The organism is Paraburkholderia sp., from assembly GCF_035656215.1.
Taxonomy (GTDB): domain Bacteria; phylum Pseudomonadota; class Gammaproteobacteria; order Burkholderiales; family Burkholderiaceae; genus Paraburkholderia.
This window is the reverse complement of the sequence record NZ_DASRSY010000399.1, coordinates 1-25,619: the sequence shown is the minus strand read 5'-3', so window position 1 is coordinate 25,619 and position 25,619 is coordinate 1. Positions and strand designations below refer to the sequence as shown.

24 protein-coding genes and 1 pseudogene are annotated in these 25,619 nt (G+C 60.3%); 10 read left to right on the top strand and 15 right to left on the bottom strand.

Annotated features, from left to right (window positions below; translation table 11 throughout):
* The coding region (locus VFE81_RS23295; protein WP_325046845.1) for a GntR family transcriptional regulator at positions 1 to 182 on the bottom strand (182 nt) is incomplete at its 3' end.
* A gap of 272 nt (positions 183 to 454) precedes the next feature.
* Between VFE81_RS23295 and VFE81_RS23290 the strand changes: the two are divergent.
* The 3 genes and pseudogenes from VFE81_RS23290 to VFE81_RS23280 form a co-directional block, all read left to right on the top strand.
* Positions 455 to 1,194: pseudogene (locus tag VFE81_RS23290) on the top strand (LysR family transcriptional regulator); the annotation flags it as partial.
* Entirely contained in the window at positions 1,180 to 1,773 is a 594-nt protein-coding gene (locus tag VFE81_RS23285) for a DUF1269 domain-containing protein (RefSeq protein ID WP_325046846.1), read from the top strand. The pseudogene VFE81_RS23290 and the gene VFE81_RS23285, both read left to right, overlap by 15 nt.
* A 159-nt stretch (positions 1,774 to 1,932) precedes the next feature.
* Entirely contained in the window at positions 1,933 to 2,373 is a 441-nt protein-coding gene (locus tag VFE81_RS23280; protein WP_325046844.1) for an ester cyclase, read from the top strand.
* Positions 2,374 to 2,854: 481 nt separating this feature from the next.
* Here VFE81_RS23280 and VFE81_RS23275 read toward each other — a convergent pair whose 3' ends face one another.
* From VFE81_RS23275 to VFE81_RS23260, 4 genes are all read right to left on the bottom strand, one after another.
* On the bottom strand, positions 2,855 to 3,931 hold the full coding sequence (locus VFE81_RS23275) for a porin (RefSeq protein WP_325046843.1): 1,077 nt from the start codon (positions 3,929 to 3,931) through the stop codon (positions 2,855 to 2,857).
* A gap of 80 nt (positions 3,932 to 4,011) precedes the next feature.
* On the bottom strand, positions 4,012 to 5,079 hold the full coding sequence (locus VFE81_RS23270) for an ABC transporter ATP-binding protein (protein WP_325046842.1): 1,068 nt from the start codon (positions 5,077 to 5,079) through the stop codon (positions 4,012 to 4,014).
* Positions 5,072 to 6,841 carry an iron ABC transporter permease gene (locus VFE81_RS23265; RefSeq protein WP_325046841.1) on the bottom strand — a complete coding sequence of 590 codons (1,770 nt, stop codon included), beginning with the start codon at positions 6,839 to 6,841 and terminating at the stop codon, positions 5,072 to 5,074. The genes VFE81_RS23270 and VFE81_RS23265 overlap by 8 nt, the downstream gene beginning before the upstream one ends.
* 100 nt (positions 6,842 to 6,941) lie before the next feature.
* Complete coding sequence (locus tag VFE81_RS23260; RefSeq protein WP_325046840.1) at positions 6,942 to 8,030, bottom strand: ABC transporter substrate-binding protein; 1,089 nt, start codon at positions 8,028 to 8,030, stop codon at positions 6,942 to 6,944.
* A gap of 139 nt (positions 8,031 to 8,169) precedes the next feature.
* Here VFE81_RS23260 and VFE81_RS23255 point away from each other — a divergent pair, with 139 nt between their 5' ends.
* Both VFE81_RS23255 and VFE81_RS23250 read left to right on the top strand, forming a co-directional pair.
* Complete coding sequence (locus tag VFE81_RS23255) at positions 8,170 to 8,841, top strand: response regulator (protein ID WP_201072995.1); 672 nt, start codon at positions 8,170 to 8,172, stop codon at positions 8,839 to 8,841.
* Positions 8,838 to 10,256, top strand: a complete 1,419-nt coding sequence (locus VFE81_RS23250) for a sensor histidine kinase (protein ID WP_325046839.1) — start codon at positions 8,838 to 8,840, stop codon at positions 10,254 to 10,256. Before VFE81_RS23255 ends, VFE81_RS23250 begins: the two co-directional genes overlap by 4 nt.
* Positions 10,257 to 10,289: 33 nt before the next feature.
* Here the strand turns inward: VFE81_RS23250 and VFE81_RS23245 are convergent, their stop codons facing one another.
* The 5 genes from VFE81_RS23245 to VFE81_RS23225 all read right to left on the bottom strand — a co-directional run bounded on the left by VFE81_RS23245 (position 10,290) and on the right by VFE81_RS23225 (position 18,007).
* Positions 10,290 to 11,441, bottom strand: a complete 1,152-nt coding sequence (locus VFE81_RS23245) for a CmpA/NrtA family ABC transporter substrate-binding protein (protein ID WP_325046838.1) — start codon at positions 11,439 to 11,441, stop codon at positions 10,290 to 10,292.
* 10 nt (positions 11,442 to 11,451) lie between these two features.
* Positions 11,452 to 12,027 carry an ANTAR domain-containing response regulator gene (locus VFE81_RS23240; RefSeq protein WP_325046837.1) on the bottom strand — a complete coding sequence of 192 codons (576 nt, stop codon included), beginning with the start codon at positions 12,025 to 12,027 and terminating at the stop codon, positions 11,452 to 11,454.
* Between the two features lie 170 nt (positions 12,028 to 12,197).
* On the bottom strand, positions 12,198 to 14,027 hold the full coding sequence (locus tag VFE81_RS23235; RefSeq protein ID WP_325046836.1) for a tetratricopeptide repeat protein: 1,830 nt from the start codon (positions 14,025 to 14,027) through the stop codon (positions 12,198 to 12,200).
* A gap of 77 nt (positions 14,028 to 14,104) precedes the next feature.
* Positions 14,105 to 16,255: a S8 family serine peptidase gene (locus tag VFE81_RS23230; RefSeq protein WP_325046835.1), complete on the bottom strand. Its 2,151-nt coding sequence runs from the start codon at positions 16,253 to 16,255 to the stop codon at positions 14,105 to 14,107.
* Between the two features lie 513 nt (positions 16,256 to 16,768).
* Complete coding sequence (locus VFE81_RS23225) at positions 16,769 to 18,007, bottom strand: cyanate transporter (protein ID WP_325046834.1); 1,239 nt, start codon at positions 18,005 to 18,007, stop codon at positions 16,769 to 16,771.
* 256 nt (positions 18,008 to 18,263) lie between these two features.
* Here VFE81_RS23225 and VFE81_RS23220 point away from each other — a divergent pair, with 256 nt between their 5' ends.
* A complete protein-coding gene (locus tag VFE81_RS23220) occupies positions 18,264 to 19,007 on the top strand; it encodes a GntR family transcriptional regulator (protein ID WP_325046833.1) in 744 nt (247 codons plus the stop codon).
* Between the two features lie 313 nt (positions 19,008 to 19,320).
* Here VFE81_RS23220 and infA read toward each other — a convergent pair whose 3' ends face one another.
* From infA to VFE81_RS23205, 3 genes are all read right to left on the bottom strand, one after another.
* A complete protein-coding gene (gene infA, locus VFE81_RS23215; protein WP_007177610.1) occupies positions 19,321 to 19,593 on the bottom strand; it encodes a translation initiation factor IF-1 in 273 nt (90 codons plus the stop codon).
* A 132-nt stretch (positions 19,594 to 19,725) separates the two neighbouring features.
* Complete coding sequence (locus VFE81_RS23210) at positions 19,726 to 20,007, bottom strand: hypothetical protein (RefSeq protein ID WP_325046832.1); 282 nt, start codon at positions 20,005 to 20,007, stop codon at positions 19,726 to 19,728.
* A gap of 540 nt (positions 20,008 to 20,547) precedes the next feature.
* The gene (locus VFE81_RS23205; RefSeq protein WP_325046831.1) at positions 20,548 to 20,766 is read right to left on the bottom strand and encodes a hypothetical protein; all 219 of its coding nucleotides are present in this window, start codon (positions 20,764 to 20,766) and stop codon (positions 20,548 to 20,550) included.
* Positions 20,767 to 21,115: 349 nt separating this feature from the next.
* On the opposite strand from VFE81_RS23205, the gene VFE81_RS23200 reads away from it, so the two are divergent.
* Complete coding sequence (locus VFE81_RS23200) at positions 21,116 to 21,760, top strand: helix-turn-helix transcriptional regulator (RefSeq protein ID WP_325046830.1); 645 nt, start codon at positions 21,116 to 21,118, stop codon at positions 21,758 to 21,760.
* Between the two features lie 38 nt (positions 21,761 to 21,798).
* On the opposite strand, the gene VFE81_RS23195 is transcribed toward VFE81_RS23200, so the two are convergent.
* A complete protein-coding gene (locus tag VFE81_RS23195) occupies positions 21,799 to 22,236 on the bottom strand; it encodes a YciI family protein (protein ID WP_325046829.1) in 438 nt (145 codons plus the stop codon).
* Between the two features lie 315 nt (positions 22,237 to 22,551).
* On the opposite strand from VFE81_RS23195, the gene VFE81_RS23190 reads away from it, so the two are divergent.
* Both VFE81_RS23190 and VFE81_RS23185 read left to right on the top strand, forming a co-directional pair.
* Positions 22,552 to 22,746, top strand: a complete 195-nt coding sequence (locus VFE81_RS23190; protein WP_325046828.1) for a DUF1653 domain-containing protein — start codon at positions 22,552 to 22,554, stop codon at positions 22,744 to 22,746.
* Between the two features lie 80 nt (positions 22,747 to 22,826).
* Positions 22,827 to 23,021 carry a YqaE/Pmp3 family membrane protein gene (locus VFE81_RS23185; RefSeq protein ID WP_325046827.1) on the top strand — a complete coding sequence of 65 codons (195 nt, stop codon included), beginning with the start codon at positions 22,827 to 22,829 and terminating at the stop codon, positions 23,019 to 23,021.
* On the opposite strand, the gene VFE81_RS23180 is transcribed toward VFE81_RS23185, so the two are convergent.
* On the bottom strand, positions 23,018 to 23,350 hold the full coding sequence (locus VFE81_RS23180) for a 2Fe-2S iron-sulfur cluster-binding protein (protein WP_325046826.1): 333 nt from the start codon (positions 23,348 to 23,350) through the stop codon (positions 23,018 to 23,020). The genes VFE81_RS23185 and VFE81_RS23180 overlap by 4 nt on opposite strands.
* A 167-nt stretch (positions 23,351 to 23,517) precedes the next feature.
* Between VFE81_RS23180 and VFE81_RS23175 the strand changes: the two genes are divergently transcribed.
* Positions 23,518 to 25,494 carry a PIG-L family deacetylase gene (locus VFE81_RS23175; RefSeq protein WP_325046825.1) on the top strand — a complete coding sequence of 659 codons (1,977 nt, stop codon included), beginning with the start codon at positions 23,518 to 23,520 and terminating at the stop codon, positions 25,492 to 25,494.
* Positions 25,495 to 25,619 lie beyond the last annotated feature (125 nt).

Here is a 25,619-nt window from a genome sequence, read left to right as displayed (position 1 = left end):
TGGGGCCTGGCCGTTAGCAAGCCGCGGCTTTCGAGCAGCAAATAGGCGCGGATGACCGTAGTAACGCTGAGCCGGTGCTGCTGGCCGGTCTGCCGTACCGACGGCAGACGTTCGCCATGGCCGTACACGCCTTGCCGGATCAGTTTCTCGATGTCGTCTGCAAGCTTCTCATAGAGATTCATCGGACGATTCCCTTTGCGTTTCGCTGCGGCATGTTGTGTCGGTCTCTTCCCCGGTTTACACGCGCTCGAATCGCCATGCCGCCGCCCGGTCCAGGGATCGTAGCAGAACTGTACTGGCTCGAATCGCCCCGATTTGTACACTCTGCGCCTGATGGCCCGGCCTTACGCTGTGCTTCATCGAATGCGCATTGCCGGGTCACCACGTTGGGGCCTTTCGATGCGTAAGGATGGGCTCGAATTACATGAGATCGGCACAAGGGAGGTTGGGCACTATGAATCTGCTAGAAGCCATGCGGATTTACGTCAGGGTGGTTGAGCGCGAGAGTATTTCCGGCGCGGCAAGGGACCTCAATATCGGGCAGCCGGCCGCAAGCGAACGCATCGAGCGGCTTGAGAAGTATCTTGGCTGCCGGCTTCTGCTCCGTAGCGCACGTGCTTTCAATTGCACCCCCGAAGGCACCACCTTTTACGAGCGCAGCAAGAGAATTCTGCACGCCGTGGAGCAAGCGGTCGCCGAGGTATCGAACGACGGGCAGGATCTCAAGGGAACGATTCGCATCGCGGCACCTCACTGTTTTGGCGAGACGGTCGTGCCGGAGGTGTTGGGCGCGTTCTTGTTGCCGCGCCAGGCTATCTGAGCCAGGACGGTCCAATCACTGAGCCGTCTGACCTGGTAAAACATCCGTTCATTCGGGTCCAGGGCCTGTTCGGCTCGGACCAATTGCCGCTCAGACACGGGGTGAGCGTGGTGGAGAGCGCGCCGATCCGCACCGCTGTCAAGACCAGTCATTGGCGGCCCATGTATGAAATGATTCTCTCGGGCGTCGGTATCGGGGTGCTTGAAGAGCCGGCTTGCGTCGATGCGTTAGCAGACGGCCGGCTGGTCCGAATACTGCCGGGTTTCGACCTGCCGCCATTCGAACTGAATCTCCTGAGTCAGACACAACGCCAGATACCCGCACGGGTACGGCTGATTGTGACGATGCTGAACAATTGCATGCCGGCAATTCTTGCTAGAGCACGTGCGGCGGTCGATTCCCACTTCGACCGATACCATGAATCGGAAATAAACAAATGGCGCGCGCTGCGAAAATCACTATCTTTGATAGATAACGTTAGCGATACGAGGAGCTATCAAATGGCACAACAGTTGATTGTCGCGATTTTCGACAGCGTTGACGTTGCCGAAAGAGCCGGTCGAGATTTCAGGAATTTTGAGGAAAAAGATCTTGGTTTCAAAATCGAGAGCGGCGTGCTGGTTCAAAAGGACGCCACAGGCAAACTGATCCTGCTGGACATGCAAACCCGGCCGTTTTGGGGCACGGTGATCGGTACGCTAACGGGTGGTTTGATCGGGATGCTTGGTGGACCGGTTGGTGCGATGCTCGGCTTCACGATAGGGGCAGGCGGTGGACTGGCTGGGCATGCGGTCAAGGAGACGCTCGACAACGAATTGGTCGCGTCGATATCCAGCAAGCTGACCTCCGGCAGCGTTGCGTTCATCCTCGAGGCGCAGGAGGCGTCACCGTTTGAAGTCGACAATATCGTGCTCGGTTATGGCGGGCACGTTTTTCGCCGACACCTTGCCTGATCGAGCGCGCGAAGCGCGCGGATGCTCATCGATGTAGACTTCTCAGAGCAAACCAGACGCGTACCATCCCGGATGCCTGCTAGCAACGTTGATGCCGGCACGCGTGCAGGATGGTTCGGTCCAGGCTTTGCTGTGAGCATTCTTCAGGAGTATCCGAACATGACCACAACGCCCAACGAAGATATAACGCGTCAAGCGATTGAAGCGTTTTATCGCGCCATCGAGCAGAGAAGCGTGGCGTTGTTGCGAAAGGTCGTCACCGCTGATTGGGAATATATCCCGGAGCCCGCCGGGGCGACTCCGGGACCTGACCAGATGGTTCAGGTGTTCGCCGACATCGCTACCGCACTTCCCGATATGAAAGTCACCATTCTCGACTTGCTGATTCACGGAGACCGAGCGGGCGTTCGTGCGGAGATCAGTGGCACTCAAACGGGGAAACTGCTTGGTATTGATGCAAGTTCCAAACACATTAGTTTCGCGATTCACTCCTTCCACCAGATGCGCGGAAGTTTGATTGCGAAAACCTGGCATCTTGAGGATTGGCTATCGGTGTTCCGGCAACTTGGACAGTTACCCAAAACGCTCGAGCAGCGCTGACTGCGATACGTTACGCCCGCATGCATAGGTGTCAGGGCAGGCGTTGACGCTAGTGATGCATTGCTGCCGACATTAGAAGATGAAACGGGAGCACGAGGAGTGCCGTTCCGGTGACGCCGAGCAGCCATAATCCAATGAACCATAGCAGGCGTTGGCGAGACGTCTTACCGGTATCACGGCTTGTTTGTGACATGGCATTCCTCACTATCGGCTAGTGATGCGGGCTAGTTATGCTGACTCCCAGTCGGCCCCGCTTGAAATCTTATGCATGTGTCGACAAGGCAAGGTCCGGTCTACACATGCGTCAGCCTAAATATGACTCGAGCGGCTGTGCTGCTTGTCTGATTCATTCTAGACGACTGGATTGCCTGGAGCTATCTAAAAGCAAACGAGCGATGCGCGGCGAAGGTCAATCCTTCGTCGCGCATCGCCCTGTTTGGGACGTTTTGGTGCTTGAGGTGCGTTATCCGCTCCAGATGCTTCAGAACCGGTGCTGAATCCCTGCGGTCACACCCGTTTGCGTATCCGCCGCACCGGTCAGGTCACGCGACAGGCTGACCGCATTGTCATGCCTGGCCATCGCGTAACCGCCTGCCATATACAGCACCGTCCGCTTTGACAATGCGTATTGCGCGCGCAGCGAGAACAGCGTGGGATCGGCGTCACTCGCGTTCTTGATGTCCTGATGGTACACCGCGGCAAACAGCGAGAAGAACGGCGTCACGTCGTATTGACCGCCGACCCAATACATATCGCTGCGCAACGTCGGCGCGGCAGTGTGGAAGGTGCGCCGATAGTTGCGATAGCCGGCCATCGCCTTCACCGTGCCGAAGTCGTAGCTCAAGCCTGCGTGAATGCCTTGAATGTAGTTGGTGGTATCCGCGGGCGTCACGCTGTCGTTGGCGCCGTTCTGCCGGTCGAATGTGGCGACGACGGCGAACGGACCGTTCTCATAGCCCAGACCGAAGTCGTACTTGGAACTCGACTTCATGCTGCCTGGCACGTTGCCGAAGCCGTACATTGCACCGAACTTGAAACCGGAGAACGTGCCGTCATAGCGCACGGCGTTGGCCGAGCGCGAGAACAGACCGTCTTTGCGGCCACCCGTCGCGGTGGATGATGTCGCCCACGAGTAGTTTGGCGCGTAACCCATCGGGTCGAACTGCAACATGTAGTCGTAGGTGGTCGTGAAATTGCGGCCGAGCGTGATTTGCCCGAAACGGTTTTTCAGACCGATCGTGGCGCGGCGGTCGAAGATTGCGCCCGGGCCGTCATCGAACTGACCGTTCGCGACGTTGATGCCGCTCTCCAACTGGAAGACCGCCTTCAATCCGCCGCCGAGGTCCTCGACGCCACGCAGGCCCCAGCGCGAGGTGTTCTTGCCGCCCGAGACGAGACGCGCGGTGCCGCCGTCCTTGCTCGCATGATTCACGTATTCGACGCCCGCGTCGACGATTCCGTACAAGGTCACGCTCGATTGAGCATGCGCCGTTGCTGCAAATCCGGCGAGGCTGGCGCACGTCACGCCGAGGGTCGCCTTCGTCATACTCCACTTCATCAACAGTCTCCTGTGGTTGGTTTTTTTACTTCGGTTGGGGATATGGTGCTGCTGGGTCTATCGGCCCGATGCAACTCGCTTTAGCTCGCCTGTGCGAACGCCCAGCAGTCGTTGGCGGGGAATTCGATCCAGTGACGACCGGCCGCGCGCGGCACATGGCCGAAGGCACGCAGGCGCAGATCGCCGCAATGAAACAGGTATTCCCAGCGGTCGCCGAGATACATCGACGTGATGAGGTCGGCCTCGAGGCGGTTCGCGCCCGGGCCATCGGCGACCTGCACGCGCTCGAGGCGAATCACGGCCTGCGCGTTTTGCCCTGCGGTGAGCGCTTCGCGCGCCTGGGCTTGCAATTGCCAGCCGTCGCCGGTCAGCAGCACGCGTTCGCCGTCGACCGCGGCTACGCGTGCGTCGATCCGGTTATTGCTGCCCATGAATTCGGCGGTGTACAGCGAGCGGGGCGCGCCATACAGTTCAGCGGGCGTACCTTCCTGTTCGATCCGGCCATTGCGCAACAGCAGGATGCGATCGGACATTGCCATCGCTTCAGTCTGGTCGTGCGTGACGCACAACGCAGAGAGGCCCAGCGAAACGATCAGTTCGCGCAACCAGGCGCGTGCTTCTTCTCGCAGCTTGGCGTCGAGATTCGACAGCGGTTCGTCGAGCAGAATGACGGGCGGGTTGTAGACCAGCGCCCGCGCAATCGCCACACGTTGTTGCTGGCCGCCGGAAAGCTGATACGGATAACGCGAGGCGAGATGACCAAGGCCGAGCTGGTCGAGCGCAGACTGCACGCGCTTCTTTTGCTCAGCGCCGGACACGCGCCGCAACTTTAATCCATAGCCGACGTTGTCCGCCACGGTGCGATGCGGCCACAGCGCATACGACTGGAACACGAGACCGAGCGAGCGTTGTTCTACTGGCAGATCGGCTTTAGAAGCGCCGTCGAAGAACACCTTGCCGTCCAGTTCGATACGGCCCGAAGAGGGCTGCTCGAGTCCCGCGACCGCGCGCAGCAAGGTGGTTTTTCCGCTGCCCGATGCACCAAGCAGGCATACCACTTCGCCGGGATTCAGTTCGAACGACACGCCCTTCAGGATCGGGCTGTCGCCATAGCTGAGAAACAGGTTGTCGACCGAGAGCTTATCCATGCAATTTCACTCCGAAGCGCAGGGCGACACCGAGTCCGGCGCCGACCATCGCGATGTTGATGACAGAAAGCGCCGCGACCTGATCGACCGCGCCGGTCGCCCATAGCGACACCAGTAGCGCGCCGATCACTTCCGTGCCGGGCGAGAGCAGATAGACGGCAGTCGAGTATTCGCGCTCGAAGATCATGAAGATCAGGAGCCATGCCGCGAGCAAGCCAAAACGCACGAGTGGCAGCGTGACGTCGAGACTGACGCGCGCCCGCGTGCCGCCGACGCTGCGTCCCGCTTCTTCGAGTTCAGGCCCGACTTGCAGCAGCGCGCTTTGAATCAGACGCATGCCGTACGCGAGCCACACGACCGTGTACGCGATCCAGATGCTCCACATGGAGTTCTTCAGTTCCTTCAAGCCGGGCACGAAGAGGAAGATCCACAGGAACGCGAGACCGGCGAGCAGGCCGGGCACTGCACGCGGCAGCAGCACGAGGTAGTCGAGCAGGCGTGTGGCCCAGTCGTTGCGGCGGTGGCCGGCGAATGCCACCAGCGAATAGAAGCCCACTGCAAGCGCGCCACCGATCACGCCGATGCCGAGCGTATTGAGAATCGCGCGAACCAGGTTGTCCTGTTCGAACAGTTCGGTGAAATTGGCGAGTGTCAGCACTTCGGCCAGATTCACACCTTCGCCCCAGTTGGTGACGAACGCGCGCAGCGTGATCCCGGAGAGCGGCACGAACACCGTGAGCAGCAGCCACAGCGCGACGATCGCCAGCGCAACCCAACGCCATGCCCCGAGTGGCAGAACGGTCTGCCGTCCCGCTTTACCCTTGACCGTGACGAAGCGGTTCGCGCTCTTCAGCAAGCGTCGTTGCAGCAGCACCAGCGGGAACGTGATCGCGACGATGCACACGGCCACTGCGGCCATCAGGTGATACGAGGGCACGCCGAGCTTGTTGGTGAGCTTGTACAGATACGTCGCCAGCACGAGGTGTCCTTCGGGGTCGCCGAGTACGAGCGGCAGGCCGAACACTTCGAAGCCAAGGAAGAACACCAGCACGCCGGCGAACAGCAGGGCGGGCAGCGTCATCGGCAGGCTGACGTCGAGCGCGACACGGAACGGCCGCGCACCGGCGACGCGCGCCGCTTCTTCGACATCCGAGCCGAGATTGCGCAACGCCGCCGACGAATACAGGTACACGTGCGGCACGTGCGTGAGTCCGACGATAATCGTGATCGCGAAAATCGAGTACACGCTCCACGGCGCTTCGGCGGTGCCGAAAAGTTCCTTCCACCAGACCGAATAGAAGCCGACCGGGCCGGCTGCGACCACATAGCCGAACGCGAGCACCATCGGCGAAACGAACACGGGGGTGAGCAGCAGCGGTTCGAGCCAGCGGCGGCCGGGCAGATCGGTACGCACCATCAGGAACGCGAGAACGCCGCCGAGCGGGATCGAGATGAACAGCATCCCGGCCGCGATGACGAAAGAGTTCTTCAGCGCGGACCAGAAGTCAGGGTCGCTGAAAATGAATTCGAAACCGGCAAGACCGAATGTGCGTTTGGCGTCGAAGAACGGCGCGTTCAGCACGCTCTGGAACAGAATGAAGCCGAGCGGCAGCGCCACCGCGACGGTCAGCACCGCGACGACGAGCCAGCGCAGCAGCCCCGCAAACGGCTGCAGACCGCCGCGCGGCAGCGCGCCTATCGTGCCGCCGTCGGCCGCGAGTGGTCGTGCATCGCGGTGTCCGGTTGCGCTAGTGGAAAGCATGAGTGTCCCCCTGCGGCGTGGAAGCCGCATATCGACAGGTAGTGAAGGATGGCGTGGCGTCCGCGCGTTTCAGCGCAGACACCGTCAGGTCAGTCGAGGCTTAGCGTTTGATCGACTGTTGCCATTGCTTGAGGAATTCAAGCCGCTTGGACTGGTCGAGATAGACCAGCAGGCCGGCGCCGATCGGAATCGGTTTGAGCGAGTCGCCGAGCTGCTTCGTCAGGCCGGCCATCGACGTTTCACCTTCGACGTCCGCGCGAATCGAGAACAGGCTGGCCTGATTTGCGAGCAAGGTCTGACCGCGTTGCGACAGCAGATAATCGACCCATAACTTCGCGGCGTTCGGGCTTTGCGCCTTCTTCGAAATCGTCACGAGGCGGCTCACCACCAGCGTGTAGTCCTTCGGATAGACATAGCCGATCGACGGATCTTTCTTCGCTTTGGTGAGCGCGTACGAACCGAGAATGTTGTAGCCGATCAGATTTTCACCCGAAGAAATGCGCTCCATCATCGCGCCGGTACTCGATTGCAGTTTCGGACCGGTTGCGCCCATTGCTTTCACGAGGTCCCACGTGACTTGCGGATTGACGCGCGCGTCTTGCGTCAGATAGTTGAAGCCGACACCGGATTTTTCGATGTCGTAAGTGGTGACCTTGCCCTTGAACTGATCCGGCTTGCTTTGTAGCAGCTTGATCAGATCGGCGCGCGTTTGCGGCACTTCGCCGGCAGGCAGGAGGCGCTTGTTGTAGACGATCGCAAGAGGCTCGTACGTGGTGCCGTAGGCCTGCTTCTGATACTGCGCCCACTGCGGCAACTGCTTCGCCTCAGGCGATTCGTAACTGGCCATCAAACCGTCGTTGACGAGCTTGATCTGCAAGTCCATCGCCGAGCTCCACAGCACGTCGGCGCTGGTGCTGCTGGCCGCGTTTTCGCTGATGTAGCGGTTGTACAGCTCGGTGCTGTTCATATCGTTGTATTCGACCTTGATGCCGTACAGGCTTTCAAAATCCTTGATGAGTGGGCGTACCAGGGCGGTGTCCGTGACCGAATAAACGATCAGCTTGCCTTCCTTCTTCGCCCCATCGACGGTGGCCTGGTAGTCACTGGGATAACCAGCCGGAAAGGCGGCCCATGCTGAGTTTGCGGCGAATGCAACGGCTGCGGCAAGATACTTCAAAGAGATGTGCACGTCTTCCTCCAGAAAACATTGTGTTTGTTTTGTGTAGGCGAATGGTAAGAGACGTGTGCTTTCTGAATGCTTTCAGTTTTCGAAAGAAATGCGTCACAATGGTCGAATTCGCCTCATGGATTTCCCTGGGATTCTGGTTATGCGTGTGCTGCTCGTCGAAGACAATCCAATCCTTTCCCGTTCGCTAACCGATGCGCTGACCGGCGCGAAACTCACCGTTGATTGCATGCATGACGGCGAGTCCGCCGACCACGTTTTGCGCACGCAAGACTATGCGCTGGTCATTCTCGATATCGGCTTGCCCAAGCTAGACGGCCTCGAAGTGTTGCGCCGTCTGCGCGCGCGGCGTAACGCGGTGCCGGTGTTGATGCTGACCGCGCATGGTTCGGTGGAAGAGCGCGTGCGCGGTCTCGATCTCGGCGCGGACGATTACCTCGCCAAGCCATTTGCGCTCACCGAACTCGAGGCGCGTGCGCGGGCCCTGCTGCGTCGCAGTCATGGGCAGGAACCGCTGCACGCACAATGCGGCACGCTGCTCTACGACAGTGTCGATCGCGGCTTTACGCTCGACGGCGAACCGCTCGCGCTAACACCACGCGAACGTTCGGTGCTCGAGGTACTGATCCTGCGCAACGGCCGCGCGATCAACAAGGACACGCTCTCGGAGAAAATTTTTGGGCTCGATGAATCGGTGAATGCCGATGCCATCGAGATCTACGTGCACCGCTTGCGCAAAAAGCTCGAGCGCAGTTCGGTCGGCATCGTGACGCTGCGCGGACTTGGCTATCTGCTGGAAGCGAAAGACGCATGACGCGGCCGAATCTGCGCGTACGGGTCGCGCTCTGGTTGTTGCTGCCGCTGCTTCTGCTGCTCGCCTTCGATGCATGGCTCACGTATCAACGCGCGATGAACGCGGCGCACGCGGCCTTCGATCGCACGTTGGAGTTCTCGCTCCGGTCGATACGCGACGGCATCCGTTTGCGCGACGGTGAGATCGAAGTCGATCTGCCGTATCTCGCGCTGGAGATGTTCGAATCGAACGGCGGCGGCAATATTTACTATCAGATTCGCGAGGAGGGTGGCCCGGTGGTGACGGGCTATCCGGATCTGCCGTCAGGCACGAAGACGCTTGCAGAACCCTACAGCGTGCTGTTTTATGACGATGTGTTTCGCGGACGGCCGTTACGTATCGCAATGCTGCGATTGCCGGTCCACGACGTGCCGTCAGCGCAGACGCGCGTGGTTATGGTGCGGGTCGGCGAAACGATCGAGCAGCGCCAGGCGTTGGCGCGCGAGATTCTGACCGGCTCCTTGCAACAGGAATTCCTGCTGGTCGTGCTCGCGCTAGGCATCGTATGGCTGGGTGTTGCGCGCGGTTTGCGGCCGCTGAACCGCTTGTCGGCAAAAGTTGCAGCGCGTACTGAAGACGATCCAACGCCGCTCGATACGGTGGGCCTGCCGAGTGAAGTCGCGCCGCTGGTCGATTCGATCAATCAGTACATCGGGCGCACGCAGTTGATGCAGTTGTCGCGCCGGCGATTTTTCAACGACGCCGCGCATCAGTTGAAGACACCGCTTGCGATCATTCAGGCGGAGTCCGAATTGGCGCTGCGCGATATCGACGGTGGTGAGGAGACTTCGAGCGGCAATCGTCGGCAGGGCGTGCATTTGCGGCGGCTGAGTCGCGCGGTGCAGCAGGCGGTGCGCATCGTGCAGCAATTGCTTTCGCTTTCGCGGCTCGACGCGGACAGCGGTTACACGGTCAGGCATGCCGCCGTGCCGCTGCACAAGGTGGCGCGTAGCGTGACGCTCGACTGGTCGCCGGTGGCGCGCTCGCGTGGCATCGATCTCGGCTTCGAACAGGACCTGCGTATCGACGTGATGGGTCAGACCGATCTGCTTGCGGAACTGGTCGGCAATCTGATTGACAACGCGATTCGTTATTCGGGTGATGGGGCGGTGATTACCGTACGCGTTGCATGTGAAGGCGAGCAGGCGCTGTTGCAGGTCATCGACAACGGACCGGGCATTGCCGTAGGTGAACGCGATGTGGTTTTCGAGCGTTTCTATCGCAGCGAAGCGACGCCGGCGGTGGAGGGCAGCGGGTTGGGTTTGTCGATCGTGCGGGAAATCGCGCGCGTGCATGGCGCGCTGATCGCGTTGAGCGATGCACCCGGCGGCGGACTCGTGGTCAGCGTGCTGTTTCCGGCGTTAAAAGCGATGTAACGCTGCTCGCCATAAGCCTGATCTGAGTATGCGCTACCTACGAATGATGAAGCTCTGCGCATAACCTGTGGATGGCGTGCTGCTGCCCCACTCTTTGCCGTCGATCAACACCTGCGAAATGTCGTCGCCTGGTACCGCTATCCCGACGCGTGCCGCGGCGTCACGATACAACTGCGTCTGATTGATTTGCGCCGCGATTTCCGCGTAATCCGCGCGGGGGTCGAGCATACCCCAGCGTTCGAACTGCGTGAGAAACCAGGTACCCTCGGCTGCTCGCGGATAATTGACTGTGCCCTTGTCGAAGAACCGCATGGGCAGCCCGCGCGGCGCCGAGGCCGCGATCTCGTCGCCGAGCCGCTCCGCAATTAATGCTTCATCGATGCCGATGAATTCGGGCCGCGCGAGCCAGCGCGCAATCTCTTTGCGGTGTCCGACTCCATCGAGCCACCGGCAGGCTTCCAGCATCGTTTGCACCAGCGCTTGCGCTGCATTCGGGTTGGCGCTGACGAAGTCACGCCGGCACGCCAGCACTTTCTCGGCATGATCGGGCCATACCTCGCTCGTATACGTGACGGTGCGGCCGACACCTTCCGCTTCGGCCATGGCATTCCACGGCTCACCGACACAAAAGCCATCGAGCCTTTCTTTCGCGAGCGCAGCCACCATTTCCGGCGGCGGGATCGCGACGCTCTCGATATCGCGCAACGGATGCACACCTTGCGACGCGAGCCAGTAGTACAGCCACATCGCATGCGTGCCGGTAGGGAAGGTCTGCGCGAACACCGGTTTGCGGCCCAGCGTAGCCAGAGCCTTGGGCAGGGTGCCATGTTCGGCCAATGCATCGGCGAGACGGTTCGACAGCGTGATAGCCTGGCCGTTGCGATTGAGCACCATCAGCACGGCCATATCTGTTTGCGGACCGCCGAGGCCCAACTGCACGCCGTAGACGAGTCCGTAGAGCACATGCGCTGCATCGAGATCGCCCGACAGCAGCTTGTCACGTACGGCGGCCCATGAAGGCTGCCGGCACAGTTCCAGCGTCAAACCATGTGCGTGACCGAATTCGAGCAGCTTCGCGGCGACGAGCGGCGCGACATCGGACAGCGCCACGAAGCCGAGTCTCAGATGGGTTTTCTCGAGCCGCGTGGGTGCGGAAGATGAGGTGAGGGAGGCGGAAGAGTTCATGATCTGCGCTTCATTTGAGCGAATCTGCGGACGCGACGACGGCACGCGCGACTTCGGCGAGTTTGACACCCTGATTCATCGCGCGCTTGCGCAGGATCGCGTACGCAGCATGTTCGGTGATCTTCTGCTGATCCATCAGCAGACGTTTGGCGCGATCGATCAGCTTGCGTTCGGCGAGTTCGCTTTCGACTTGCGCGAGGCGCTCGCGTAACTGCGACTCCTGTGCAAATCGTGCGAGCGCGACTTCGAGTATCGGCGCGAGCCGTTCCGTGGAGAGACCTTCGGCGAGATAGGCCGTGACCCCGGCGCCGACCGCGTCGCGGATCAATTGCTGGTTCGCGTCGTGACTGAACATCAGCACGGGACGTGGTGCAGTGGCGTTCATGACCGCGAGTTGTTCGAGCGTGTCGCGCGAAGGCGATTCCGTATCGATGATGATGACATCCGGCCGTTCGCTCTGAACCACGCGGTGCAGTGCTTGCGGTGTCGCCGTGCCGGCCAGCATCTCATAGCCGAGGCGTGCGAGGGCATCGCGCAGATCGCCAATGGGTTTATCGGTATCGGTAACGAGCAGGACGCGCAGCATGGAGTGTGTTTTATCGACGACTGAATAGCGATAAAGCAACAGGTATGCCAAGCGATGGCAGTTATGCGGAAAGCAGCACAATCACGGGCTTACAAAACGGCGAGGGTGATAGGGCTGCACCCGTACGGGGCATGCGCGAGGTATGCACCGAAGCAGCGCATGGAGCGAGGCTATTGAGCGTGCTCGGGTTGGCGAAGCCGGACCGTGGGCGCGTCGCGCCACTCGCGCAGCGCATTCCGAACTTCTTCGATCACCGGGACCCACTCGCCTAACTCGCGCTGCCGGAACAGGCGCATCGATGGGTACCACGGGCTGTCCGTCCTGCCGGTCAACCATCGCCACTCCGAGTAGGCAGGCACGAGTACCCAAACTGGCAGCCCCGCTGCGCCCGCAAGATGAGCGACCGACGTGTCGACCGTAATGAGCAGATCGAGCGTATTCAGTATCGCTAGCGTGTCGGTAAAGTCGTCAATTGCGGGGCCTAGTGTGTGCAGATCATATTCGTTCGCGAGGTCTTTGCTCTCATCTTCGCGGTCGCCTTTCTGCACCGAATACCAGGTCGTCGCCGCAAGCGAAAAGAGGGACTTGAGCGCATCGAGCCGGACTGACCGGAAACGGTCGAGAACGTGGTGAGGGCTGCCTGCCCAGACGATGCCGATGCGTTTGTTTTTCGCCTGCGTCTTGCCGCGTGAAATAGCATCGATATGAGTCTGCCAGCGCCGTACCTTTTTCGGCGTTGCCGTGAGGTACGGCATTGCAATTGGGAGCATGGATAAATCGAGTTTCATATGCTCCGGTATCCTTAGCATGTGACACCAGTATTCGTAGGGGCCGGACGGCAGGGTGGTGAATACGGTCCGCACGCTCTTCATGCTGCTAGCCAGTTCCGCGATCGGCTGGCTAACCAGCACATCAACTGTTGCGCCTTGCCGATGTAGCCATTCGGCGAATCTGAGGAACTGGATTTCGTCGCCACGTCCCTGTTCACCAACAAGGAGGAACTGGCACCCGGTGACAGACTCTCCGTTCCACTCGGGGAAGTTAGGTCGAACCTGTTCTTCTGCCTTGCCGGGGAGTGTGTAGAACCATCTGTACCGCTTCCAGCCTTCGTCAAATTCGCCAAGGCCAAGCTGCACGCCCGCAAGATGAAACTGCAGGTAGGGGTTGTCCGGCAGGAGCCGCGCCGCTTCCATACTATGCCGCCGGCTTTCGGCAAGATTGCCTTGTATGCTGAGTGCGCGTGCCGCGTTGTGATGCAGGAGCGGGTGGTGCGGATCGAGGGCGAGTCCTTGTCTGGCGACACTGAGCGCGTCGCGGAAGCAGTCGCTGGTGTTTAACACGTACGCCAGCGACTTTAGCGCTTCGACATCGCCGGCAAAGCGGGCTCTTGTCCGCCTGATAACGTCGTCAAGCTCGCGCGTGCGGTTAGTGGTTGCCAGGGCCGTCACCAGGTCGAGCGCGTCTTGCAGGCTGGCGGGGTCGAGCGTCCACGCGCGTAGCCAGTAGTTCGCGGCGTCGTCGATCTTCCCGATTTGGGCACTGATCCTGGCCAGAGCGCGAACGGCGTGATGCAAAAGCGGTTCGATTTCAAGGGACTTCTGGTAGTGGACCATTGCCTCATCTAGGCGGTTGGTCAATCGCAGGCAGTCGGCCAGATTCCTGTGAAGACTGGCGGTACCCCCGGTCAAAAGCAGCGCGCGATGATAGAACGCTTCAGCCGATGCGTGGTCACGCTTCAATGCCGCCAACAGGCCTGCGTGTTCCCACAACTCAGCCCGCTCAGGGGCGGCTTGCAAGGCCCGCTCCAGATAGTCGCGCGCCCGACTCATCTCGTTCACATGAACACAGGCAAGTCCCATGCGGTGCAACGCATGAGCGTCGCGCGGGCGTCGGATTAGCACCGCCTGATAGGCGTTCATCGCATCAGTCATACGGCGCGCGAAAAAATCCGCATCCGCACGTGCGACGAGAACGTCCACGGCTGTGTGATTGTCATTCATCGTTTGCCTATGGATTGTGGGAAGTACGCCCCTGCTGCATCGCTGCGGTACAGGGGTGTCATTCGTGCGCAACCGACTTATGGAAAATAGTAAGTAGCAACAGACTGGATGCGAACGTCGTCGACTGGTTTGGCAGCGCTCACCATGACGTAATACGTCCCTGCTGGCACGGGGCCGGGAAATGTACAGGTGGCGGTCTTACCTCCCGACATGACGGACGTACAGTCTGGATCGACCATCGAAGCCGTCAATCGCTTGGCGTAAAGCGTCGCGACGTCGCCGGATGCCGCTGGCAGCAGGTTAAATGCGAGGCTCTTCATGCCCACGGGAACCAGCAGGCTTCTTACACCTGGCGGAACAGTCACCGAGAAATACAGCTTGTCCGAAGGTTGAAGCGGAAATCTCACGCCGTAGTCGTTGTCGGTGATATCCGTGACGAGCACCGGTGCGACGTCGAATCGTCGCGTCAACCTGCTAACGGCGCCGTTGCTGTCGGTCACTGCCAACGTGATTTCGTAAGTGCCGGGCTGCTCGAGGTCAATCTCCGGATTAACGGATTGCGTGGACACAGTATCAGCGCCACCCGTGCCGAAATTCCAGGCCCACGACCTGATCGGCGCGCCTCTGGCGGTGGAGAGGTCTGTACATGACACGTGCATGAGCTGGTCACTTTGTGAGCAGGTAAAATTCGCTGCCGCTGGAATCTTTCCGGATCTGGCGGCCATGACCGCTGCCGTCGCATCCAGAATGCCCGCCCCGATCGGCTGATCCGGCTTGCCGCTCGGAAACGGTTGCACGTTCTGTGTGAGCAGGGTTCGTATTTCCGCTGGGCTTAGCGGCGTGGGCGCCACCGACTGGATAAGCGCGACAACTCCGCTAACCATCGGTGCCGCCATCGACGTGCCGGAGCTGTATCCATACCCTTCAGTCCCTGGGGCGGCGGTCCCATTGTTATACGTAGACCAGATCGAGTCGCCAGGCGCGGCAAGATCGACTGCCGGCCCGAAGTTCGACTCCACATACCTTAAGCCTGGGCGGTTGATCGCACCGACGCTGATCACGTTCCGGCAGTTCGCCGGCGAGAATTTCGTCGCGCTAAAGCTATTGTTGCCGGCTGCTGTGACGACAACCGCGCTGCGACTGGTGGCGTAGTCGATGGCGTTCTGAAACGTCGTGCCGCAGGAACCGCCGCCGCCGAGACTCACATTGATCACCTTCGCCGGGTAGGCGTTGCCTGGCACGCCCGCAACACTTCCGCCGGCTGCCCACACAATGCCGTCGGTGATGTCGGAGGTATAACCGGTTCCGCACGCATTCAAAACCCGGACCGGGACGACTTTTGCCGCAGGCGCAACACCGGCGATACCGTTGCCGTTATTGGTCAGCGCAGCCGCGATGCCTGCGACGTGCGTGCCATGCCATTGAACCGAACATTTCTCCGTGGTGATGCCTGGATTGGTGCCGTTGCCACCGCGGTTGTTTGCGGTGAAATCGTAACCGGGCAGGATGTTGGCATTCAGATCGCTGTGACTGGTGACGCCGTTATCCACCACGGCGATCACGGAGCCCGCACCGTTTGCCATGTCCCATGCGCCCTCTGCCCGTATGCCCGCTGTCGTGGTGCCGGGTTTCTGGTTGGAGGTTAAGCCCCATTGCTTGCTATATTCCGGATCGTTCGGAACCATCGCCGCGGACATTTCCGTATCGGCTTCTATGTATTCGACGTTTGGGTCCGAGGCAATGGCACGCATGAACGTTCTGGCGTCTTTGCCGTTCAGTTTTCTCGCTGTGGTCACCACGTCGGAACCGATGCTCATACGGCGCAAATGGCGTGCTTTCGCAGGGAATGCACCCGCAAGCCGGTCCAGTCTCGATTGGACCGCGGAGGCTGATCCGCCTTCAGTGGTGCCGGTTTTATATTTGATGATGAAGCGGTCGTTGGACGCTTCTGATGACAGGCCGCTGGTGTTCATCTTCAACGACATCTGCAGTGGAACGCTACTCGATGAAGCTGCCAATGCTGCTGTCTTCTCGAGTGTCGGCGGTGTTGTGGCGGCAGTTGTATCGCTGCCGCTATTGCCGCCGCACGCTGCGAGCGCCAGCGAAAAGGATAAACAGGCCGCACCGCCAAGCAGGCGGCGCGTTTTAATGTGTGACCACAACGCGCCGATACCTGTTACGGCGTTGAGGGAGTCGTGCCACTTGCCCTCGCGTCTCTCTTTCTGCATCTCTTTTCTACCTCGTACGACATATAGAAATGATTGCCCCTGTTTTTATGAAGTAGTCGTACTGCGGACATAAGCCGGATCCACGAGCCGCGCGCCAAATCCTTGCTCTTCTCGCACCGGCTATGTTTCGACTGTCTTAAGATTCCTAACTAATCAATGTGGATGGCGTCTTGTGCTGTGTGCCACCTTCCGACGTTGTCAATTAGCTCTCTGATTTCTTGTAGTTGCGCTCGGTGAATGGCGTGAACAGGATAATAAATAGCCTGATTGATATAAACCATCAGGCTTGGCTATTTGTTCGTCGGATAAGTTACCTGGCGCGTAAGACTGCAGGTGTGGTTTGCTTGCGCAGTCACGGCGTCGCGCAGTTGCGCGAACCACGCAAGTGACGCAGGTCACGCAAGTGGGGCAAGTGGCGCGAGTCACGCGGGGCGAACGAATCGACTCAGCCAGTCTGGCAGTGCGGTGCTACGCCCGGTCAGACGGGGTAGCGGGAGGAAAGAAGCGCACCAATCAATACCACTTCCCGTAATTCCGGGGCGAAAACACACAACTGACGGCGAGCATGGCAGCCACGCTTACTGCCAGCATGACCCAGGCGGCCCCGAACCCGCCGCTCCAACCCCGCACGATCCCGGCAAAAACGGGCGCGACCGCGGCCACGATAAATCCGACACCCTGAGTAAACGCGACCAGCCTTCCCGCGACGCGATGATCGGCCGAATGATCCATGGCCGTTACGAGCGTCAACGAAAACGTCCCGCCAAGTCCGGCGCCGGCAATACCAACCCAAACCAACGGTGCTGCATCGGGCCACAAGATCAGGCCAAGCAACCCGGCTAACTGGGCAGACAAACCCAGAACCAACCACGGCCGCCGATCCCGGAACGACGCCGCGGCCAGCGGGAGCAATAGAGCAGACGCAGCCTGAAACCCGGTCATGCTGGCGAGCAGCGACCCACTATCCGCGACGCTCACGCCGCGCTGCTGGTAGAACGCCGGCAGCCACGCGACGAGTGTCGTATATCCGCCGTTGACGATCCCAAAGTAGAGGCCAAGCGTCCACGCGCGCCGCTTGCGCCACAGCGGAAGAGCCACGGGGTTTGCAGGAGCGGGCGGTGCCGCGGCGCCGGCCGAAGATTGAAGATTCAAGCTCAACCAGCAGATCAGTGCAATCAGAGCAGGAATGGCCCACACCGCGAGCCCAGCATGCCATGACCCCATCGCGTTGCTCACCCACGGACTCAAACTCGCCCCCAGCCCGCCGCCGCCCATGATCGACGCCGAGAAGACTCCCATCGCCAGTGGCACCCGCGCATTGAAGCGCTGCTTCATGACGGCGGGCAGCAGCGCCTGAATCGCCGCGACGCCGACACCCGCCAGAGCCGCCGTCAACAGCAAGGCAGCCCCGCTTCCGGTCGCCCAGCGCGCGCCGCACGCCAGCGCGATCGCCAGCAAACCGAGCGCGATGCCGCGCGTTTCGCCGATCGTGCGGGTCAACGCGCCGGCACCGAATGCGCCAATACCCATCGCGACGACCGGCAAGCTCGTCAGCAACGAAGCGCCATAAAAGCTCAGGCCGGTTGCCGTGCGGATCGTCGTCATCAACGGACTGATCGACGTCAGTAAGGGCCGCAGATTGATGCCGATCACCACGATCACGCACAGCCATAAGGTGTCCTGCCACGTCAGCGCATGGGATGTATCGTTGGCGTCGGTACGGGCGGGAGTGGCGCTGGAGTGCGAATTCACGATGGACCTGAGTGTGAGAGGTGGGCGCCGCCCGCAAGCGCGAAAGAAACTGCGCGACCTTGGCGGCATGGCCGGAAAAGAGTGTCGAACGAGGCAAAAAATCCGTTCGTTGCTCATTTTGGTCAACCATAATAACTTAAAATGGTTAACCATTTAGCTGATGTCCGGTATAGATGGCGCTATACGCGCATGGCGTTTGCGGTCCGCCGCCGCTAGAATGCCGGGCGACATCGCTCCATTCCCGTCACTGAGTTCCATGACCCCACGTTCCCGAAGTGCATCGTCTGCCGATGCAGAAACGCCGCTTAACACCGCGATCGGCGACGACGCGATCAGCGTCGAAGAGCGTATTTACGCGTCGATTACCGCGGCGTTGTTGCAGGGCCGTCTGCGGCCGGGTGCGCAACTGGTCGAGCGCGATCTCGCCGCCGCGTTCGGTTGTACGCGCGGCGCATTGCGCAAGGTGCTCGCGCGGCTGGGCTTCGAGGGCAAGCTGGTGCTCGAGGCGAATCGCGGCGCGTTTGTGCCATCGCCATCGGAAGAAGATATCCGTCAGGTGTATCGCGCCCGGCAAATTGTCGAGGCGGGCATTGTCGCGGCTTTGTGCGGGAGTTTGAGTGCGGCTCACAAGCGCCGCCTGCGCGCCCACGTTCGTGGCGAGGAGAAGGCGTCACGCGCTGGCGCAGTCGAGGACTCCGTGCGGCTCGCGGGCCAGTTTCATGTGTTGTTGACGGAACTCGCAGGCGGTACGGAATTGCTCGGCCTGGTTGGACAACTCGTCGCGAAAACCGAGTTGTACAAGGCGTTGTTCGATCCCTCGAAGGGTTCGACCTGCTCCGCGGACGAGCACATGCAAATCATCGAAGCACTCGACGCGGGAGACCTGCATGCGGCACTGGCAGCGATGCGCGAGCACCTGTCGGAGTTGGAGGAGCGGGTGGTCGAGCAGGTGCGCAAAAGCGCCGCCGGAGAGGATATCGGTGCGGTGTTCGGGGGGTAAAAAAGAAGCAGTGCAGTGCGCATGGGTGCGAGACACCCGACTGCGGAAGGACAGCGCAAGCCGCTGAGGCGGGCGCTAGTTGCGGCTATGCGCAAGACGACTCAGCAAAACGGTCGACCAGACACAGCGCGTGTTGGGTGTAAAGCGGTTGCAAAACGGTTGCAAAGCATGCAATTCATACGACGCCGCAGCGCGCCGCTCAGGCTCGAGTCAAGGAGATCAAGCCGGAGGAGGCGCGCGAAAGGCTTCGCGAACAACGAACAGCAATAGGCCACGCAACAACCGCTAAGACGCGGTCAGCGTGCCGCCAGCCTTAACGGCGACGGAATTGCGAATTGCGAGCACCGCCGCCACCGGTGGCGCGCTCGTCTTTGTGACGGAAGTTGATCCGGCCTTTGGTCAGATCGTAAACCGACAATTCCAGCGTCACGCGGTCGCCCGCGAGAATACGGATGTGATTCTTGCGCATGCGCCCGGACGCGTAAGCGCCAACCACGACGCCGTTGTCGAGCGTCACGCGGTAACGGCTATCCGGAAGTACTTCGTCGACGATACCGTCAAGTTCAAGCAGTTCTTCTTTCGCCATGCATAACTCCTGGTCGATGGGATAAGTGGGTGTTGGCCGCGCAGCTAAGCCTGGCGCAACATCTGATACGGTTGACAGTTGGCTTTCAGGCCAGCTGCGCTGCGGCACCAGCGAATTCGCTGATAGTACCGCTCAAAGATCGGCGACGGACTGGCCGTCTACACGGCCGTCAATCAATTGCTCGGCGTGGGCCATGCACGCAATGCGCGCCTTGCCCGTGCCGTCGAACGGAAACAGATACTGCAGACGGAACACACGCCCGTCGGCTGCCGGATTGGCGCCTACGCGGCAGATGCGCACCGACGCGTCGTAACCTGCGTCCGGATTGCGGGTCGTCTGACCGTCCGCCGGACGGCGCGGATAGACGAGCGGGTGAATTTCGTAACCCTTGTACGTCTTGACAACTGAATTCATGAAGCATGTGTCCTGTATTACGTGGCCCCCGTGTCACGCGTGTTACGCGCGGCACAACAGGCCCGGCTGCGCAGCACCTTGGGGCGCGCAGCCATGGGAAAAAGGTTGGCACAGGCCCGATGGCAAGGGCATGAGCGCGGCCGCGCAAAATCGCGGATTCGATGGAGAAGAAACACGCTGATGTCGCGCAGACATCGGGCGCGTAAATGAACCACTCAGCTGCACAACTCGCGACGGCGAATGCAGGCGGCGCATTGCCGGAGTGACGGGATCGCCGACAGGCAGCGGTCGAACAGTCGGGGGTGGTGCGGAGACGCCGATTGATACTGCTTTGTACTGCCGGTGCTTCGAATGCGGAATACAGCTATTCCAATATGATGCACTAAATGGGGCTAATTGGATAGCAAAAACTTCCGCGCGCGGGCAAATCGCCCAGCCGGTGGGGCTTTGAGCAAGAAAGGGCTGCCGCGGACGGCGCGCCGGGGTGTGACTGGCACGCCGTATATGAGGGAGCGTCGTGGCGGCGAAGGCGGACGAGCTTCAGCGGGTGGTTTCGGCGATGCGCTTCTGCAGTTCGCGTGAAGCGGCGAGCGGAATGCGCGCATCATCCCAGCCGGCAAGCCATTCGACTTCCTTCGACGTAAAAATCTGCCCGTGATTGCGCAGCGTGTATTGCAACGAATCGATGATGTGATTGCGAATGATTTCCGGCGTGCCTTCGTCATCGAGCACGGCGCGAAACGCTTCGAGCGTGGCCATCTGCTGCTCCGTGAAATAGTTGGTTCTTTTATCGCACGAAAAAAAAGCGCTCGCCAAGCGGACAAAATTCGTTGTGTGCGGATGCAACAACCGGAACGTGCAGGCAGCATGTCGTCAAGTGCCCATCAAAGCCCCGCGTGCGATGCGGCCCCGCAATAAAATCGCTGCCGCACGGTCGCCGTGCCATTGCGGTCGCCGCCACCGATTGGGGTCGTTACAATGGCGAGTTGCAGCGCGCGGCTGCCCGGCATCGTTATGTCTGCCTCGCCTGCTGGCCATAACCTTGGCACCCCGCTTGGCCCATCAGGGCGAAAGCAGTGCCGCATCCCTCGAACACAGCGATTTCTCAATGCGCAAGACAACCGTCTCTCCTGTGAAAGACCTGCTGCTGGACCGCTACGCACCCATTGCGGACGGCATCGCTGCGCTGTTCTATCCGTGTGCCGAAGTCGTGATTCACGACCTGCGCGATCAGACCATCGCGTATCTCGTGAACAACCTGTCGAAGCTCGAAGTCGGCGGCCCCTCGGTGCTCGACGAAGTCCACTACGCGGCGCGCGGCCAGACGATCGGGCCGTACGAGAAGCTCAATTGGGACGGCCGTCGCATGCGCTGCGTGAGCAACATCCTGTTTGACGACGAGGGCAAGCCGGCCGGCATGCTGTGCATCAACTTCAACATCGCGGTGTTCGAAGATGTGCGCTCCACGCTCGATCTGTTCATCAAAGGCGGCAATCTGACGGACGCGCCCGCGGAGGAACTGTTCCGCGACGACTGGCAGGACCGCATCAACACGTTCCTGCACACCTGGCTGCGTGAGCGGCAAATCGGCATCAATGCGCTTACGCGCGAACACAAGCGGGAAATCGTCGAGGCGCTGCACGCGCAGGGCGCGTTTCGCGGCCGCAGTTCAGCGAACTATGTAGCCGCGGTACTGACGATGGGGCGCGCCACCGTCTACAAAATTCTGAAGCAGATGAAAGAAGGCGGCTGACGGTTCTCAGATCGCAGTTGGCGCCCCCGCACCCCGCATTAGCGTGGCCTGTTCGCCCCGCCTTCGGCCTCAGCGCGCAGGCGCTCTTCCTGGGCCCGCAACTCGGGTGTCAGCTCCGCGCCGAAATCATCGGCTTCGAATAGTGGGCGAATTTCGATATCGGAGTCGCCGATCATGGGGTTGGGGCAGCGCTTGACCCATTCGACGGCCTCTTCCATCGACTTGACTTGCCACAGCCAGAACCCTGCGACGAGTTCTTTGGTCTCCGTGAAGGGGCCATCGATCACGGTCCGCCGGCTGCCTGAGAAGTGCACCCGCTTGCCTCTTGCGCTCGCGTGCAAGCCTTCGCCCGCGAGCATCACGCCTGCCTTCACGAGTTCTTCATTGAAGTTGCCCATTGCCGCAAGCAGTTCCGTGCTGGGCATTGTGCCGGCCTCGGAATCGCTTGTAGCTTTCACCATTACCATGACGCGCATTGTCCTTCTCCTTAATTGAGTTGTCGGAGCCGCACGGCCCCGAAGCTGGTTCAGTATCCACGGGGGGCTCTTACAACGACGACGAATCGGAATGCCCGAAATCGACATTGTCGTCAGAAAATCTGGCGTACTGACATGCCACTGTTTTGGCACGACGCGAAAAGACTGCGCGATGGCGACAGCGTGGCCTGTGTCAGTGATCTTTCATGCGCCGGCAGGCGTTTAAAATGACGGTTGCAACACAACCACGTGCTCTGCTTGGGAGGACGTCGGCCCGCGTATAAAAATTCCGTTGATCGGGACAGGAGTAGTTGAATGGTACGTTATCGACACTACAAAGGCGGTATTTACGAGCTGGTTTGCGAGGCCACGCTGGAGTCCGACCCGACGGTCACGATGATCGTCTACAAAGCCAGCAATGGTACGATCTGGACGCGTCCGGCTTCGGTGTTTTTTGAGCTGGTCGAACTCGACGGCGTCAAGATGCCGCGCTTCGCACCGATCAACTAGGCGGCCTCGTTCAAGCGATCGCAAGCGCGACTGCACCCGTTGAACGCGTACTGCCAGGTCAATACAAACAGGAAATCTGAATGCGTCTATTGCTTGCCATCATTCTGCCGTGGTTTCAGTTCTTCACGATCGGGCGGCCGTTTGCCGGGATCATCTGCCTGATCTTGCAGATCACGCTGATCGGCTGGATTCCGGCCGCGATCTGGTCGGTGTATGCGTTGAGCCAGTACACCACTGACAAGAAAATCGCCCGGGCAATGGGCAGCGGTCGTTAAGGCTGAATGTGCGGTCGTGCGCCGGGCTGCTGTAATTCAACCGCATCGGGCGCTTCGATCACCACGTCCGTTTCCGCGATCGCCACGCACGGCAGGATGTATCCCTCCGCTTTTTCTTCGCGACTCAAACCCGGCCATTCGATCGTATAGCGCACGCGTCCCGCCGTCATTTTGCACAGGCATGTGCGGCATGTGCCGTTGCGGCACGAGCGTGGCAGACGCAGATTCGCAAAGCCGGCCGCTTCGAGGATCGTGAGTGAATCGGGTGCTTCGAAGCTTTGACCTAGCGGCTCGACGCGAACCGAAAATGGGCTTGGACTATCAGTCATGAATGAAGTCAACGCGAATGGCAAAAGGTCGGATTTCGACGACTGTACACGGCGGCGGCCAGGCGTGATCTTAACCGAAGGTCTGCGACAGTAAGGCAATGTAAATCGCTGTGAGCGATGTTAGCTTACGACTTCCCTTAACGAAGTTTCACGAAGTCAGGTGAGCTATGCGCTATACATTGATCGTACTAATAGTTGGTACTGCTTTATGTCGTGATGCTCTGGCGAACACTCCGATCGCTCCATCATGCACCTACAAAGTTCAGGCTATAGTCGCGCATCAGGACGATGATCTGTTCCTGATGCAGAACGACTTGCAACGCCACTTGGCGCGCGGCGCTTGCGCGCAGGTGGTCTATCTGACAAATGGCACGTTCGGCGAAGCCACTTGGGAACAGTCGGCAAGGCGTGACCAGGGAGCAATGATCGCATGGTCGTCGATGAGCGGCGCAGCGGCGCCGGAATCTGTCCAGTGGACGCAGGACAGGGTCGAGGCGAACGGGCACAGGCCCGTTCGCTACACCCATCCCGATGGGCGCCTCACGCATATCCATCTTGGCGTGGACAGCGCTTGGGAGGACGGTCGTCGGGGTGGCCATACGTTATTGAGCCGCATGCAGTCGGACGTGAATTACGAGGTCCGGGCCTATCCGGTGAGAGGGGCGGATAAGGCGGCGACTGAAAGCAGCCTTGAACTTTATAAAAGATCAGGCTTTCAGGTGACGCTTGGCCAGTTGATAAAGGTTTATCAACCGAACATCCTCTTCACGCACGATCCTTTCATCAAGACCGCCTATGACAAGTTGTGTGAGCTATGTGGTGAAAGTAACGATCATGCGGATCGCGTCGCCAGTGCAAAACTAGCGCTGGAGGCTCTGCGCATCTCCGGGCAGCCTGCTGCGACCCAGTTTTATGTGGGGGATCCAGCGGCAGGGAGAACGGCGAACCTGACTTCTGGTGAGGCCGACACGAAATCGCGTGTAGCGGCGTGGTACGGCATTCACGACAGCCGATATAGTTGTTCCCGCGCTTCTTCCACCGCACAGCCTGCGTGTGCGTGGCCGGCGAATCCGGAATCGAAATGGCTGCGCGCTCAGTACATCCTCATACGCAACACGGACGGACCCGGCGCACAAGCCGGTCAGTCGGGCACGGCCGATGCCCAAGGCGGGCAGGTCGTTGCTTACGTGGGCGGCGAGGACAATCAGTTGCATGTCTGGAGTGGGCGATCGCGCGCGGACTCATCGATCGAAGGACGATTCGCGGGTGTGCCGGCGGTTGCCGCAGGCGGCGATGCGCGGCAGTCTATTTTCGTGCGCACGGCGCAGAACGACGTGCTCCATGTTTCATCAGAGGGCGGCACATGGCGGCCGACTGCCACATGGATTGACCAGATCATCGTTTCATCACCTCAAGCCATGGCTAACAGCGACGGACGCGTCGCCGTGGCGGCCCGATCGGCCGACCGAAGCGTACTCTACCGCGCGGAAGTCAGTGTTGGCGGAGCGTGGAGCCCGTGGCAACTGACGGGCCTGGTCGGAGTCGGTGAGCCGGCCTTCGCGAAGGATGCATCCGGGGCGCTCGCCATCGCGGTGAGGGCGACTGCGCCGCTCGGGACGGTCCTGATCCGCTCGCAGGTTCAACCCGGGCAGGCCATTTTTCATGACGTCGCTATCACGGCCGGGTCGCACATGGACCCGATCATGCTAACCGCCGGGGACGGCAGCGTGACCGTCATCACCAAAGATGTGGTTGGACGAAATGTCAGCGACTTCATTGTCTACCGGCAGTCGTCGCCGGGGGCGTTGTCGGCGAACACGACCTGGACGAAGACCGCACTCGGCCTAAGAGAGAATTGGACCAATGCGACGGCGACCTTCGCAGCGGACAAGCTGATCGTCGCGGGAAATTGCGGACCTGAAAAATGGTTCGAATATCATGATAAATATACACGCGAATATCCGAATCTATGCGTCTGGAAAGACGGCGTTTCGACCGACCTCGGGCCCGTCAAAGGTGCGCCCCAATTCGTTCGAAATACGGGTGCCGAGCCGGTCTTGATGGTTCGCGGTGCGACGGCCGATGCTCCACTGCTAGGGTCGAAGCTGCAAGGCGGCAACTGGTCCGCGCTCAGCGAACTTTAGAATCGCGCGGTCAGCCGCGCTGAAGCGGCTCCGCTCGCCCATGCAATGGCGGGACGACGGTCATCCGGACCGCCATTTTTACGATGCCCTGTGGTCGCAGCATTATGCTGTCTTTATCGACGTGG